Source organism: Bradyrhizobium sp. HKCCYLS3070 (assembly GCF_051167575.1).
Lineage (GTDB): Bacteria > Pseudomonadota > Alphaproteobacteria > Rhizobiales > Xanthobacteraceae > Bradyrhizobium.
Window position 1 is genome coordinate 1,767,612 of the sequence record NZ_JBNPTI010000001.1, and the last position, 15,012, is coordinate 1,782,623.

A 15,012-nucleotide genomic window follows, 5' to 3' on the forward strand; every position below is an offset into this window, starting at 1 on the left:
CGCGTCAGACGCGCGCCGTCACCAGCCAGATCGAGCCGGCGAGCGTCACGCTGTCGCCGCGTACATACTGCGTCAGCAGCTCGCGGACCGACTGCCGCGCCGCCTCGCGCGTCTCCTGGGGATGCCCCTCCAGCGCGCGGCTGGCGGGGCCGATTTCGAAGGCCGACTCCACTGCCGCCTCGAGACCCTGCCCGCGGGCGATGTCGAGTGACAGCGCATGCGCCTCCAGCGCGACGTCGCTGAAGCCGGCCTCGCCCAGGATCCGCGCCACTCTCGCTTCGGATGCGAAGGCGAACGGGCCGGGATCCTCCGGCGCCATCTCCGGCAGCTTCGGGACGTGACGATAGACCGCCTGCAGCGGCGCGATCATCCAGGGATTGGCCTTCGGCTCGCGCCAGCAGGCGAACACGACCCGGCCGCCCGGCTTCAGCGCACGGCGGATGTTGGCGAACGACGCCACCGGATCGGCAAAGAACATCACCCCGAACCGCGACACCAGCAGATCGAAGCTCGCCGGCGCGAACGGATGCACGGTGGCGTCGGCCAGCACGAACTCGGTGGCAAGTCCCGCCGGCGCCACGACGCGCGCCCGATCGAGCATCGGTGCGGAGATGTCGACGCCGAGAACGGAGCCGCCGGGCGCCACCTGCCCGGCCAGCGCGATCGACAAACCACCACAGCCGCAGCCGATGTCGAGAATACGATCACCCGGCTTCGCGGCGATACGCTCGATCAGGATCTGCGACACCGGCGCGAGCAGGATGTCCTGGGCCTCCTGGCGATCGGACCAGCGCTGGCCGCCGGGCCCGTTCCAATAGGCGATCTGGTCGGCGTTGCGGTCGTCCCCTGCCGGCAATTGCATGATGTGCCCTGTCTGATTGAGGTCATCGCAAGAGCCGGCATGGCGCATGCAGCCGCCTGTCCTGTCAAGGCACGAGGCCGCGATGCGCTTGAGGAAGAAAATGGGCCGGTCCTCACCACGGTTCGGAGAGACTCTCGCCGATGGCGAGAGCGCTCCAACGTCGGCTCAGACGCGCGAACTCCTGTCGGATGGCGTCGCGCCGCGCCGGCGTGTAGGCCGCGCGCTCCTCCGCTGACATCCCGTCCAGCAGGCTGCGCGCCGACGGTGCCATCTCGGCCCCGCGCGCCCGCAGCGCCGGATCGTCAGCCTGCTGCAGCCAGTCCTGCCAGCACACATATGTAGCGCGCTCGGAGCGGGCATAGTCCTCGCTGCGCTCCGGCATCAGGCGCTGGTCCCTGGTCTCATGCCTGCGACGCAGCCGCGCGGCCTCGCGGGACGAGGTCGCATGCGGGACCAAATGAAAGGTCCCGGCCGTGCCGCCGGCCGCGAGCCGCCCGAATACGGCGCCGTCAATCCCGAGATGCTTTTCGACGATGAAGTGTTGCAGATCATGCGGCATCCAGGGATCGAAGCCAGGCGCCGGGCTCATTTCGAGGGTGTGTCCGTCGCCGAGCGTCGCGCGCACCGCGTAGCGGCGTTCGCCGGTGCGGACGAAGGAAACAGTCATTGGCGGTCGCGGACGACGAGACATGGACACTCGCAATTGGCAGCTGCGGCTGAACAACGGCCCCATCATACCGCCGCGAGTGAGGGATCGATAGATGCGCGCGGACCTGCTGGCGAGCGCAGCAGCGCAATGCAATAGCGGGACAGCCTCCGGTGTCCCTGGTTCTGGTCTCGCTCTTGCTTCGATCAGGCGCGTCAGGAGCCACATGCGCACTCTCATCGTTGCCGATCTTCATTACTCGCTGCCGCAGTTCGACTGGCTGGTGGCGGCTGCCGATCATTTTGATGCGGTGGTGTTCGCCGGCGATGCGCTCGATCTCGCCTCGATCGTCGACATTCGCGCCCAGATCGTGGTCGTGAAGACATATCTCGCGCTCCTGGCGGCCAAGACGCGGGTCATGATCTGCTCGGGCAATCATGACCTGGAGGAGCGCAACCCGGATGGCGAGAAGATCGCGGCCTGGATCAGGACGGTCCGCGAGCTCGGCATCGCAGCCGACGGCGATGACCTTCTGATCGGCGACACGCTGTTCTCGGTTTGCCCGTGGTGGGACGGTCCCCTCGTCAAGGCCGCCGTCGCAAGCCAGCTCGATGCCGCCGCGAGGCGCGACACAGCCCGCTGGATCTGGGTGCATCATGCGCCGCCGGCCAACTCGCCGGTGAGCTGGGGCGGCAAGCGCTTCTTCGGCGACACCGAGCTCGAAGGCTTCATCGCGCGGCACCGCCCGGCGATGGTGATCTCCGGCCACGTCCACCAAGTCGCCCTTCATCACGGATGGGTCCTGGTTCGATCGCGTCGGTGAGACTTGGGTCTTCAACACCGGGCGGCAACCCGGGCGACCGCCGACCTACATGGTGCTCGACACCGACGAAGGCCGCGCCTTCTGGTTGGCGGCGGGGCAAGCCGAATGGATCGATCTCGCCGGCCCCCTGCAACGCCCGGCGCAGCCCGTGACGGCGGCGCCGGACTGGCTCAGAGTCGTGGATCGGATGCCAGATCCGTTCCTGGCGAAACCTGCTGCGGCGGCAGGTTGATCATGCTCTGCAGCACCTCGCCGACCATCGAAAGATGGGTGCCATGGCCGGCATATTGCCGCTTCAGGTCGGCGAGATAGCTGTTGGCGACGTTGAGGCGCTGCGCAAGCATGCGCGCAATCGCGAGCGTCGCCTCGGGATTTCCACTGAGGAAGCGTGGCGCATCCGGGATCTCGTAGATCCGGCAATCGACGAGCGCCCGCACGGTCGCCGTGTGCGGCTGCTCAAGCAGCAGCGACATTTCACCGAACAGCGCGCCCGGCTCCGACACGACCGCCACCGTGGCGCCGGCCTTGATCACCTCCAGCTCTCCGTCGAGCAGGATGTAGAGATGCCCAGTGCTGTGCCCCTCCTCGAGCAGCATGGTGCCCGCTGGAATGGCGCGCTCATGTCCGCCGGTGCAGTGGCGCAGGAAGTCGGTCATCGGTTCGCCCGCGATGTTCACGCCGCGCGCTAGGCTAGCCGAAGAACGGTTCATCGCCACGCGAAATCGTCCGGGCGCTTCGCACCAGCTGACGCAAAGGATTTTGAACCCTTGTCCGAATTGAGCACTCGGCGGCGCCATCATCGTGATCGGGACGTGGGTTTGGCTCAGCCGCCGAGGCTCGATGGCAAGGTGGCTCAGCTTGGAGAGCAGCAGATCGATGAAACCCGACGCACAAACGCGCTTCTGGAGAGTATCGCCATCAGCTTGGAAAATCGACGCACCACAATAGCAGCGTCACCATTGCGAGGGTGCGTCCCAGCGGATGCTAATGGTAGGCGGCGAGAGATTCGAACTCCCGACCCTCTCGGTGTAAACGAGATGCTCTAACCAGCTGAGCTAGCCGCCCTCACGTCGCGCTTCTTTACCCCCTGCCCGATCCTCAATCAACGCCGGAACCACGCGGCGGCAGCGAGAAACCGCCGCAGCGGGAACGGTGGGGGCAGACCACGCACGCTCGAAGGGTCGGTGGCTCGATCCCCCAAACGAAAACGGCGCCCTTACGGGCGCCGTTTCCTTGGATCAGTTCGGACCTCAGTGGGCGGTCAGGCCGCCGGCGGCTTCGTCGCCATCGGCCTTCACCGGGACCTTGGTATCCTCTTCCCAGACGATCGGCACCGGCTTGCGGACCAAGGCCCGGGCGACGACGTCGTCGAGACGGGAGACCGGGATGATCTCCATGCCGCCCTTGATCGCATCGGAAATCTCCGTGAGATCCTTGGCGTTGTCCTCGGGGATCAGCACCGTCTTGATGCCGCCGCGGGCCGCGGCCAGGAGCTTCTCCTTCAGACCGCCGATCGGCAGCACGCGACCACGCAAGGTGATCTCACCGGTCATCGCGACGTCGTGACGGATCGGAATGCCCGTCATGACCGAGATGATTGCGGTTGCCATCGCGACGCCCGCCGACGGACCGTCCTTCGGGGTCGCCCCCTCCGGAACGTGGACGTGGATGTCGCGGCGGTCGAACATCGGCGGCTCGATGCCGTAGACGATCGCCCGCGAGCGGACGTAGGACGCCGCCGCCGAGATCGACTCCTTCATGACGTCGCGCAGATTGCCCGTCACCGTCATCTTGCCCTTGCCGGGCATCATGACGCCTTCAATGGTGAGCAGCTCACCGCCGACATCGGTCCATGCCAGACCCGTGACGATCCCGATCTGATCGTCGCTCTCGATCTCACCGAAGCGGAACTTCGGAACACCCAAGAATTCCTCGACGGTCTTCTCGGTGATCTTCACCGACTTCTTCTTGGACATCATGAGCTCCTTCACGGCCTTGCGGGCCAGTGTGGAAATCTCACGCTCCAGATTACGTACGCCCGCTTCGCGGGTGTAGCGCCGGATCACGAGCAGCAATGCGTCGTCGTCGATCGACCACTCCTTCGAGTCCAGTCCGTGCTTGGAGATCGCGCTGGGGATCAGGTGCTTGCGGGCGATCTCGAGCTTTTCGGTCTCGGTGTAGCCTGCGATGCGGATGATCTCCATGCGGTCCATCAGCGGCCCGGGAATATTCAGCGTATTCGCGGTCGTGATGAACATGACGTTCGACAGGTCGTAGTCGACCTCCAGATAGTGATCGTTGAAGGTCGTGTTCTGCTCGGGGTCCAGGACCTCCAGCAGCGCCGACGACGGGTCACCCCGGAAGTCCGAGCCCATCTTGTCGATCTCGTCCAAGAGGAACAGCGGGTTCGAGGTCTTGGCCTTGCGCATCGACTGGATGATCTTGCCGGGCATCGAGCCGATATAGGTCCGGCGATGACCGCGGATCTCCGCCTCGTCGCGCACGCCGCCCAGCGACACGCGAACGAACTCGCGGCCGGTGGCCTTCGCGATCGACTTGCCGAGCGAGGTCTTGCCGACGCCGGGAGGTCCGACCAGGCACAGGATCGGGCCGGTCAGCTTGTTGGCGCGCGACTGCACCGCCAGATACTCGACGATGCGGTCCTTGACCTTCTCCAGCCCATAGTGATCCGCATCCAGAACCGCCTGCGCGGCCTCCAGATCCTTCTTCACCTTGGACTTCTTGTTCCACGGGATCGACAGCAGCCAATCCAGATAGTTGCGCACGACGGTCGCTTCCGCGGACATCGGCGACATCTGGCGCAGCTTCTTCAGCTCGTGCTGGGCCTTCTCGCGCGCTTCCTTGGAGAGCTTGGTCTTGTTGATGCGCTCTTCCAGATCGGCGAGCTCGTCGCGGCCGTCCTCGTCGCCCAACTCCTTCTGAATGGCCTTCATCTGCTCATTCAGGTAGTACTCGCGCTGGGTCTTCTCCATCTGGCGCTTGACACGCGAGCGGATGCGCTTCTCGACCTGCAGCACCGAGATCTCGCTCTCCATCAGGCCCAGCACCTTCTCCAGGCGCGTGGTGACGGACAGCGTCTCCAGGATGCCCTGGCGATCGGCGATCTTGACGGCGAGATGCGAGGCGACGGTGTCGGCCAGCTTACCGAAATCGGTGATCGACTGAACGACGCCGACGACCTCTGCAGAGATCTTCTTGTTCAGCTTCACATAGCTCTCGAAATCCGACACGACGGAGCGCCCGAGTGCCTCGGCTTCGACCGACTTGGCGTCGGTGTCCTCGAGCGCAACGGCAGTGGCTTCGTAGTAGTCGGCACGATCGGTGTATTTCTCGACGCGCGCGCGCTCCAGGCCCTCGACCAGCACCTTCACGGTGCCGTCGGGCAGCTTCAGGAGTTGCAGCACGCTGGCGAGCGTCCCGGTCTCGTAGATCGCATCCGGAGCTGGATCGTCGTCGGACGCGTTCTTCTGCGTCGCGAGCATCACCAGCGCGTCGTTCTTCATCACCTCTTCGAGGGCGCGGATGGATTTCTCGCGGCCGACGAACAGCGGAACGATGTTGTGCGGGAAGACGACGATGTCGCGGAGCGGCAGAACCGGATAGGCGTGGCTCTCGCCATAAACGATGGTCGGCCGGGGTTTGGGGGTCGTCATGGCCTGTTCCTTTTGTTTAGCCCCCTTGCACGCAGTCCGCCATCGTGCGCAACCGCCACAAGGTGCGATCTGATCCGGACATCACTGACGCGTCGATATCGCCCGCTTGTTTCGGATCGTTGTTGAGGCGAATCCCGGGATTGAGATTTGTATCGCCACGCGACATTAGGTGGCTATCGACCCGGGGGGTGTCAAGTATCGGTAAACACCCGCCAAAAATGGCTTTACGCGGCGGGACGCTGAAACGCTGCGATGCCGCGGACATGACGTCCGCGGCGATCGCCGATCTAATAAATCGAGGTCTTCTGTCTCTCGTACCAGCGCGCCTCACGCGCTGGCGCTGCTTTCCACCGCGCGATCGGAGCGATCGGCGTAAATGTACAGCGGGCGGGCGGTGCCCTCGACCACTTCACGCGAGATGACCACTTCCTCGACACCCTCGAGACCCGGCAGGTCGAACATCGTCTCGAGCAGGATGCTCTCGAGGATCGACCGCAGACCGCGCGCGCCGGTCTTGCGCTCGATGGCCTTGCGCGCCACCGCGCCCAGCGCCTCGTCGGCGAAGGTGAGCTCGATGTTCTCCATCTCGAACAGCCGCTGATACTGCTTCACCAGCGCGTTCTTGGGCTCGGTCAGGATCTTCTTCAGCGAGTTCTCGTCGAGGTCCTCGAGCGTCGCAACGACCGGAAGACGGCCGACGAACTCGGGGATCAGGCCGTACTTCAGGAGATCCTCAGGCTCGACGTGACGGAAGATCTCGCCGGTGCGGCGGTCCTCCGGCGCCAGAACCTGGGCGGCGAAGCCGATCGAGGTCGACCGGCCGCGCGCCGAGATGATCTTCTCGAGGCCGGAGAACGCACCACCGCAGATGAACAGGATGTTGGTGGTGTCGACCTGCAGGAACTCCTGCTGCGGATGCTTGCGGCCGCCCTGCGGCGGAACCGACGCAACCGTACCCTCCATGATCTTGAGCAGCGCCTGCTGGACGCCCTCGCCCGACACGTCGCGGGTGATCGAGGGATTGTCCGACTTGCGACTGATCTTGTCGATCTCGTCGATGTAGACAATGCCACGCTGCGCGCGCTCGACATTGTAGTCGGCCGCCTGCAACAGCTTCAGGATGATATTCTCGACGTCCTCACCGACATAGCCGGCCTCGGTCAGGGTCGTCGCATCCGCCATCGTGAACGGCACGTCCAGGATGCGGGCGAGCGTCTGGGCGAGCAGCGTCTTGCCCGAGCCGGTCGGACCGATCAGCAGGATGTTCGACTTCGCGAGTTCGACGTCCGAGTGCTTGGTCTGGTGATTCAGCCGCTTGTAGTGGTTGTGGACGGCGACCGAGAGCACCTTCTTCGCATGGTTCTGGCCGATGACGTAATCGTCCAGGACCTTGCAGATCTCCTTCGGGGTCGGAATCCCGTCGCGCGACTTGACCAGCGAGGACTTGTTCTCCTCGCGGATGATGTCCATGCAGAGTTCGACGCACTCGTCGCAGATAAAGACGGTTGGACCTGCGATCAGTTTGCGGACTTCGTGCTGGCTCTTGCCGCAGAACGAGCAATATAGCGTGTTCTTCGAGTCGCTCGTGCCGACCTTACTCATTCCTGTCTCCGTCCGCGGTTCGCTCTTGTCCGCTCGTTCGTCCCGATCCGGCACGGGCCGGACCAGACTGGTGAAAGAGCAAATTTCGTACCAAAATTAACACCTTGTTCTTCACCTGTCGTGCACCCACGACCTACGCGAATCCCCCACGATCCATAACTCGACACTCTAGCCAATCATGCTGTCATCCGACTATCAAGAATTCGCTAATCGGAGCACAGACCCTAGACCGTGACATTACCGTGATTTTGGGGCTTGACACGGCAATAACACGCGAAATCAGCGGAGCGTTGCGTGTTTGCCACGCCTATTTGCCGGCCGCACGGCAAGGTTGCGGCTCTTTTGGGACCCTACCTCAGCACCTTTGCCGACCGAAGCCGGTAAAGGAGCCGCCGTTACATCCCCCAGGCCCGTCCATCGGGCCCCGCGTCGCTTACTGTTGGCTCACTTGCCCATCGCCGCCGGATCTTCCGGCCGCTTGTCGATGACCTTGTCGATCAGGCCGAACTCCTGGGCGGCTTCCGCCGTGAGGAACTTGTCGCGCTCCAGGGCGTCCTCAATCGCCTTGTAGGGCTGGCCGGTGTGCTTGACGTAGATCTCGTTCAGCCGCTTCTTCAGGTTCAGGATCTCCTGGGCGTGCAGCATGATATCGGTCGCCTGGCCCTGGAACCCGCCGGACGGCTGATGCACCATGATGCGCGAGTTCGGCAGCGAGAAGCGCATGTCCTTGTGGCCGGCACAGAGCAGCAGCGAGCCCATCGAGGCCGCCTGGCCGGTGCACAGCGTCGACACCGCCGGACGGATGAACTGCATCGTGTCGTAGATCGCGAGGCCCGACGTCACCACGCCACCGGGCGAGTTGATGTACATCGCGATTTCCTTCTTCGGGTTCTCGGCCTCGAGGAACAGGAGCTGAGCGACGATCAGGGTCGCCATGCCGTCCTCGACCGGACCGGTCACGAAGATGATGCGCTCCTTCAGGAGGCGCGAGAAGATGTCGTAGGCGCGCTCGCCGCGGTTGGTCTGTTCGACCACCATAGGCACAAGGTTCATATAGGTTTCGACGGGATCGCGCATGAATCACCCAAGGGTTGGACCAGCAGTTGAGACGACCGGCCGCCGCAGGTGAGGCTCATTTCAACGAGCAGCGACGGACAGGTGTCCCGTGATGCAGAACTTCAAGACCGAGCCCACAGATATGGACCAATTTGCCGGTGACAAGACCGGGTGCCCTGGGCCGCCGCAAGCGAGGTCGTTGCCCTGTTCAAGCTGATTCCCGCGGCGGCGGCCAGCGCCGGAACCTGGACGACCGGCGCTTTCGCCGGTCAACCTTAATCTCGCGCTTATGTCGCGAACCCTACGATGGACAGCCTGATCAGGCCGCCTTGTCGCTGTCGTCGTCCTTGAACAGCTCGTCCTTGGAGACCTTCTTCTCGGTCACGTTGGCGAGTTCGAGGATGAAGTCGACGACCTTGTCCTCGTAGATTGGCGCGCGCAGCTGCGCGAGCGCCTGCGGGTTGCTGCGATAGAAGTCCCAGACCTCCTTCTCGCGGCCCGGCATCGAGCGCGCACGCTCGATCACGGCGCGGCTGACCTCGTCGTCGGTCACGGTGATCTTGTTCTTCTCGCCGATCTCCGACAGCACGAGGCCGAGGCGCACGCGGCGGTCGGCGATGGTGCGGTACTCCTCCTTCGCCTTGTCCTCGGTGGTGTTCTCGTCGGCGAAGGTCTTGCCGCTGGAATCCATCTCGGCCTTGACCGAGTTCCACATCAGGTTGAACTCCTCGTCGATCAGCGACGGCGGCGCATCGAACTTGTGGGTCTCGTCGAGACGGTCGAGCAGCGCGCGCTTGACGCGCTGGCGGGTCGCCTGGCTGAACTCGCCGGCGAGACGATCGCGCATCAACTGCTTCAGCTTGTCGAGCGATTCGAGGCCGAGCGTCTTGGCGAACTCATCGTCCACCACCTTGTCTTCGGGCGCCTCGATGGCGGTGGCGGTGGTTTCGAACTCCGCCGCCTTCCCGGCCAGCTCGTTGTTGAGATAATTGGTCGGGAACGTGACCTTCAGCGTGCGGGTCTCGCCGACGCCGATACCGATCAGCTGGTCCTCGAAGCCGGGAATGAAGGTGTTCGAGCCGATCACGACGTCGATGCCCTCACCCGTGCCGCCTTCGAAGGCGACGCCGTCGATCGTACCCTTGAAGTTGATCTTCACGCGGTCACCGCTCGCGGCCTTCGCGCCCTCGGCCTTCGCCGCGTAGCTGCGGTTGGCATCGGCCAGGCGCTTGATCGCCTCGTCGACATCGGCATCGGTGATGTCGGCCACCGGCTTCTCGACCGAGAAGGTCTTGAAGTCGGCGAGCGCAATCGCCGGCACGACCTCGACGGCCACGGTGTAGGTCAGGTCCGACTGGCCAGAGAGAATCTTCTCGACCTCGGCCTCCTCCGTCGGCATCGTCACCTTCGGCTCGGTGGCGAGGCGGAAGCCGCGCTCGGTGAAGATCTGCGTGTTGGTGTCGCGGATGGTCTGGTCGATGGTCTCCGCCATGACCGACTTGCCATAGATCTTCTTCAGATGCGCGACCGGCACCTTGCCGGGGCGGAAGCCGTTGATGCGGACCTTGTCCTTGAGATCGACCAGCTTGGCGTCCGCCTTGGCGTCGAGATCCGCCGCCGGAACGCTGATCTGGAACTCGTGCTTCAAGCCTTCCGACAAGGTTTCTGTGACCTGCATGGCGTCAATCTTCTTCCGCTTCGGTCCGAACCCTTGCGATCCGGACACATCTGACTCAATTGTGGACGACGCGCAGCAAAAGGCTTTGCGCCGGTGGGATCGGCGGCCCCGCTTCTCTGTCCGAGAGAGCGGGTCTGCCGGTAAAACTTGGGGCAAACGCCGGAGAAGCGCTTGGTGCGGGCGGAGGGACTCGAACCCCCACAACTTTCGTCACTGGAACCTAAATCCAGCGCGTCTACCAGTTCCGCCACGCCCGCGTGAACTGCATCGATAGCCCGGCCGCGGTGCCGCGGGCGGCGCGGCTTATACCACGCACGAAACCGTCCGCAGCAAAAAAATGGGCTGTTGAAAGCACCACCGGCAGGCCGATCGACCGTGTCGCACGCACAGATAAGGGAAAACAGCATGATCCGCATCCCCCTCATCGCACGATGTTTTGTCGCATGACGGAACCGTCGGAGGGGCTCAGCCGCCGCGCCCTGCTCGGCGGCCTTGCGGCAGCCGGCGCGGCCTCGTTTACCCGCTCGGCTCGGGCCGGTGGCCGAATCTCGGTTTCGTTGAACGCTCGCGGCGAATCTCTGGTGCTGGCCCAGGGACGCTCGGCCAGCCCGCTCTGGCGGCTGGCTGCACCGGCCCCGGTGGTCCGGCTCGCCCGCGGCACGGCGCTCGACCTTGACCTTTCGAATGGCCTTTCGATCCCGGCCGCGCTGTCCAGCCGCGGCCTCACTTTGCCCGCACCGCTGCTGGCGCAGGCGGAGATCGGCCCCGGCGGCCGGGCCACCATTCCAGCCCTGGCGTCGCGCGCCGGGACCGGCCTGCTCGACCTGCGGCTGCTCGCCGACGCCGTGCCGATCCGCCCGCTGCCTGTCATCGTCGATGAGGCCGCGACGGTAACTGTCGACCGCGACGAAATTTTCCTGGTCGAGGATTTCAGGCTCAAGGCGGACGGCACCGCGGTTGCGCCAGGAACCGAAGCGCAAGACACCGAGCTCATCTACACCGTCAACGGGCACATCCAGCCGGAGATCGCGCTGCGGACCCATGCACGGGTCAGGCTGCGGTTCATCAATGGCTGTCAACGCGCTGTGATCGCGATCAAAATCGCCGACCTCGACGCCGTCCGCGTGATGGCCATCGACGGCCAGCCGACCGAGCCTTTCCTGGCTCGAAACGGCGCGGTGGTGCTGCCGCCCGGCGGCCGTACCGACGTCTTCATCGACATGCCCGCCGCCAAGACGGTGCTGGCCGTGCTGCTGCACGACGGCAGCAATCCGCGTCCCCTCGCCCGGCTGGTGGCGTCGAGCGAGCCGCCGCTCCGTGCTGCCCCACCGCCGCCGGCGCCGCCTTTGCCGTCGAACGGGTTGCCGGACAAGCTGGACCTGAGGACCGCCGCTCGGGCCGAGCTCGCGCTCGACGGCGCCGGCTGGCAACCGCCCGCCGCGTTCAACGCCGCCGGCGCCCCCACCTTCCAGGCCAAGGCCGGCCAAGTGGTCGTGCTGGCATTGGCGAACAAGACCGCCGGCACCCATGTGGTCCACCTTCATGGCCAGCCGTTTCGGCTGCTCGACCGGCTCGACGACGGCTGGAAGCCCTATTGGCTCGACACGCTGGCGCTGGAGGCCGGCCAGACCCAGCGCATTGCATTCCTTGCCGAGCAATCCGGCCGGTTCCTGGTCGAGAGCATGGCGACCAACTGGGCGGCGCCGCGGCTGCTGCGGTGGTATGAGATCAGGTGAGGAAACGAACCTGAGGGAACAGTCCCCATGACCACTGCCGCCATCACCGGGGTCACGGCGCGCGCCGTGATCACGCCCATGAAGCGCCCCCTGCGCAACGCGTTCGGGATCATCGACTCCGGACCGCTGGTGTTGATCGACGTCGCAACCGATCAGGGGGTTACCGGCCATTCCTACCTGTTCGCTTACACCAGGCTCGCCTTGAAACCGCTGCTGCATCTGGTCGAGGAGATCGGCCGAGAGCTCAAGGGCCAAGCCCTGGTCCCGTTCGACCTGATGAAACTCATGGACGCCAAATTCCGCCTGCTCGGCTGGCAGGGCCTCGTCGGCATGGCCGTCTCGGGCCTCGACATGGCGTTCTGGGATGCGCTCGGTCAGCTCGCGGGCAAGCCCGTCGTCGAGCTGCTCGGCGGCACGGCGCGGCCGATTCCGGCCTATGACAGCTATGGCGTGCTCGATGCCAAGGACGACGAGCGCACCTTGCGCGCCGCGCGCGACGAGCACGGCTTCCGCGCCATCAAGACCAAGGGCGGTCATGGCGATCTCGCGACCGACGAAGCGATGATCAAGGGCCTGCGCGCCCTGCTCGGCCCGGACATGGCGCTGATGCTCGACTTCAACCAGTCGCTCGATCCCGCTGAGGCGACACGTCGAATTACCAACCTTGCTGCCTACGACCTGACCTGGATCGAGGAGCCGGTGCCGCAGGAAAACCTCTCCGGCCATGCCCGGGTGCGCGAGCGCTCGGAGATCCCGATCCAGGCCGGCGAGAACTGGTGGTTTCCGCGCGGCTTTGCCGAGGCGATCGCCGCCGGCGCCTCCGACTTCATCATGCCCGACCTGATGAAGGTCGGCGGCATCACCGGCTGGCTCAACGTCGCGGGGCAAGCCGACGCCGCCTCGATCCCGATGTCGAGCCACATCCTGCCCGAGGCGAGCGCCCATGTGCTGGCAGTGACGCCGACGGCGCACTGGCTCGAGGTGCTGGACTTCGCCGGCGCCATTCTCGCCGAGCCGCTGCGGGTGGTGGATGGCAAGGTGACAGCCAAAGGTCCCGGCCTTGGGCTCGCCTGGAACGAGAGCGCGGTGGCGAAATATCAGGTGACGTGAGCGGGTTCAGCCAAGAGCAGGACGCGCCGTCGCCGCCTCACCCCCAACTGTCATCACCCGCGAAGGCGGGCATGACAGCGTGGTTGAGGCGACGACTCGCCCCTATCAATACTCGACGCCGAACCGGTCATAGAGCCGCCGGAACACCGCAGGCAAGGTCTCCGTCAGATCCTCCGCGATCAGCCCCGGTCCCGCCTCGTTGCCCGCCTCGCCATGCATCCAGACGCCGATGCAGGCGGCCTCGAACGCCGGCACACCCTGCGCCAGCAAGCCGGCGATGATGCCGGCGAGCACGTCGCCGGCGCCGGCGGTGGCGAGCCAGGGCGGCGCGTTGGCGGCGATCGCGGCGCGGCCGTCGGGCGCGGCCACCGTCGTGTCGGCGCCCTTCAACAGCACCACGGCGCCGCAGCGCACGGCCGCCGCGCGGACGCGCTCCAGCTTGGAGCGGCCGGGATGCTTGTTGCTGAGATCCGAGAACAGCCGCGGGAATTCGCCCTCGTGCGGCGTCAGCACGATCTGCGCCTCGGTCATCGCCCTGATCTGCTCGAACAACCGCTCCGGCGCATCGGCGAAGCTCGTCAATGCGTCGGCATCGAGCACGAGATGACGCTGCGCCGTCAGCGCGGTGTAGACGAGGTCGCGCGTGCGCTCGCTGACGCCGGTGCCGGGTCCGATGATGCAGGTGTTGTAGCGCTTGTCGCCGAGCAATTCGCCGAACGCGATTGCGGTGTCGGCGGCACGCACCATCACCGCCGTCAGCGCCGCAGCATTGACCGCCAGCGCATCGCGCGGCGAGGCCAGCGTGACCAGGCCGGCGCCCGCCCGCAATGCGGCCCGCGCGGCCATCCGCGCCGCGCCCGTGGCGGTGACGTCGCCAGACATCGCCAGCACGTGCCCGCGGGCGTATTTGTGGCCGTCGATGCGTGGCACCGGAAAATGGCCCTGCCACAGCTCGGGATCGTTCTCGAAGGCCTGCGGCCTGATCTCGGCGAGCACCTGGGGATCGATGCCGATGTCGGCGAGCCGGACGCGCCCGCAATGCTGGCGGCCCGGCAGCAGCAGGTGCGCCGGCTTCTTGCGGAAGAACGTCACCGTCTCGGTGGCGCGGACCGCGATGCCCATCACCGCGGCCGTGGTGCCGTTGATGCCGCTCGGCAGGTCGACGGCGAGCACCGGCGCGCCATTGCCGTTGATCGCTGCGATGACGTCATGGGGCTCGCCGGTGACGGGCCGGCTGAGACCTGCGCCGAACAGCGCGTCGATGATCAGCGCCGGCTTGCCGATCGCCTGCGGCGTGAACGGCAGCACCGGAAACTTCCAGCCCTTGGCGGCGGAGGCCGCGTCGCCGTGCAGCGCGTCGCGCTCGCACATCAGGATGACCGACACGTCCCTGCCCTGCGCGGCGAGCTCGGCCGCGGCAACGAAGCCGTCGCCGCCATTGTTGCCCGGCCCACACACGACCACGATCGGCCCGGTCTCGACCAGGTCCATGGCCGCCTCGGCCACCGCCTGTCCGGCGCTCAGCATCAGCGAAAAGCCCGGCGTGCCGGCCGCGATGGTCAGCCGGTCGGCGCGCTCCATTTCGCTCGTGGTCAAGATGTCCATTACCGCTCTCGTCCCCAGCCGCCGTCTTGCGCCGGCTGCGTGATGTCGTCCCCGTCGCCTCGCAGCGGACGTCGGCGCCCCGTCCCTCGGAGCCGGTGCGGGCGAATCCCGCGCTCCCTATTGCCGCGCCAGCCCGCAACTTCCAAGGGCGCTGCACATCTGGCAAGACGCGACGAAACCCGGCACGTCGCCTTTTCCCTGGGCATTTCGGACAGCGCGC

The 15,012-nt window shown here is 65.6% G+C and carries 10 protein-coding genes, 2 tRNA genes and 1 pseudogene; 3 read left to right on the forward strand and 10 right to left on the reverse strand.

All coding sequences use genetic code 11. The annotated features are described in order from the left end of the window. Positions 1 to 4: 4 nt before the first annotated feature. Together ACQR03_RS08200 and ACQR03_RS08205 are read right to left on the reverse strand one after the other, a co-directional pair. A complete protein-coding gene (locus ACQR03_RS08200) occupies positions 5 to 862 on the reverse strand; it encodes a class I SAM-dependent methyltransferase (RefSeq protein ID WP_316235165.1) in 858 nt (285 codons plus the stop codon). A 112-nt stretch (positions 863 to 974) separates the two neighbouring features. Continuing rightward, the gene (locus ACQR03_RS08205) at positions 975 to 1,529 is read right to left on the reverse strand and encodes a hypothetical protein (protein WP_434848903.1); all 555 of its coding nucleotides are present in this window, start codon (positions 1,527 to 1,529) and stop codon (positions 975 to 977) included. A gap of 205 nt (positions 1,530 to 1,734) precedes the next feature. Here ACQR03_RS08205 and ACQR03_RS08210 point away from each other — a divergent pair. After that, positions 1,735 to 2,563 (forward strand): annotated as a pseudogene (locus ACQR03_RS08210) (metallophosphoesterase family protein). Here ACQR03_RS08210 and ACQR03_RS08215 read toward each other — a convergent pair. The 7 genes from ACQR03_RS08215 to ACQR03_RS08245 all read right to left on the reverse strand — a co-directional run bounded on the left by ACQR03_RS08215 (position 2,502) and on the right by ACQR03_RS08245 (position 10,598). Next, the gene (locus ACQR03_RS08215; RefSeq protein ID WP_315827293.1) at positions 2,502 to 2,987 is read right to left on the reverse strand and encodes a Crp/Fnr family transcriptional regulator; all 486 of its coding nucleotides are present in this window, start codon (positions 2,985 to 2,987) and stop codon (positions 2,502 to 2,504) included. The pseudogene ACQR03_RS08210 and the gene ACQR03_RS08215 overlap by 62 nt on opposite strands. A 332-nt stretch (positions 2,988 to 3,319) precedes the next feature. Next, positions 3,320 to 3,396: transfer RNA gene (locus ACQR03_RS08220), tRNA-Val, on the reverse strand. A 185-nt stretch (positions 3,397 to 3,581) separates the two neighbouring features. After that, complete coding sequence (gene lon / locus ACQR03_RS08225) at positions 3,582 to 6,005, reverse strand: endopeptidase La (RefSeq protein ID WP_315711533.1); 2,424 nt, start codon at positions 6,003 to 6,005, stop codon at positions 3,582 to 3,584. A 327-nt stretch (positions 6,006 to 6,332) separates the two neighbouring features. Beyond that, positions 6,333 to 7,607, reverse strand: a complete 1,275-nt coding sequence (clpX, locus tag ACQR03_RS08230) for an ATP-dependent Clp protease ATP-binding subunit ClpX (RefSeq protein ID WP_012044595.1) — start codon at positions 7,605 to 7,607, stop codon at positions 6,333 to 6,335. A gap of 444 nt (positions 7,608 to 8,051) precedes the next feature. After that, positions 8,052 to 8,684, reverse strand: coding sequence for an ATP-dependent Clp protease proteolytic subunit (locus ACQR03_RS08235; RefSeq protein ID WP_315711531.1), 633 nt, complete (start codon positions 8,682 to 8,684; stop codon positions 8,052 to 8,054). Between the two features lie 298 nt (positions 8,685 to 8,982). Beyond that, a complete protein-coding gene (gene tig, locus ACQR03_RS08240; RefSeq protein ID WP_315711530.1) occupies positions 8,983 to 10,341 on the reverse strand; it encodes a trigger factor in 1,359 nt (452 codons plus the stop codon). A 172-nt stretch (positions 10,342 to 10,513) separates the two neighbouring features. Continuing rightward, a tRNA-Leu gene (locus ACQR03_RS08245) sits at positions 10,514 to 10,598 on the reverse strand. 174 nt (positions 10,599 to 10,772) lie between these two features. Here ACQR03_RS08245 and ACQR03_RS08250 point away from each other — a divergent pair. After that, entirely contained in the window at positions 10,773 to 12,077 is a 1,305-nt protein-coding gene (locus tag ACQR03_RS08250) for a multicopper oxidase family protein (RefSeq protein WP_434841213.1), read from the forward strand. A gap of 27 nt (positions 12,078 to 12,104) precedes the next feature. After that, complete coding sequence (locus ACQR03_RS08255) at positions 12,105 to 13,187, forward strand: enolase C-terminal domain-like protein (RefSeq protein WP_316165218.1); 1,083 nt, start codon at positions 12,105 to 12,107, stop codon at positions 13,185 to 13,187. Positions 13,188 to 13,292: 105 nt separating this feature from the next. On the opposite strand, the gene ACQR03_RS08260 is transcribed toward ACQR03_RS08255, so the two are convergent. Further along, a complete protein-coding gene (locus ACQR03_RS08260; protein WP_316194897.1) occupies positions 13,293 to 14,792 on the reverse strand; it encodes an NAD(P)H-hydrate dehydratase in 1,500 nt (499 codons plus the stop codon). Positions 14,793 to 15,012 lie beyond the last annotated feature (220 nt).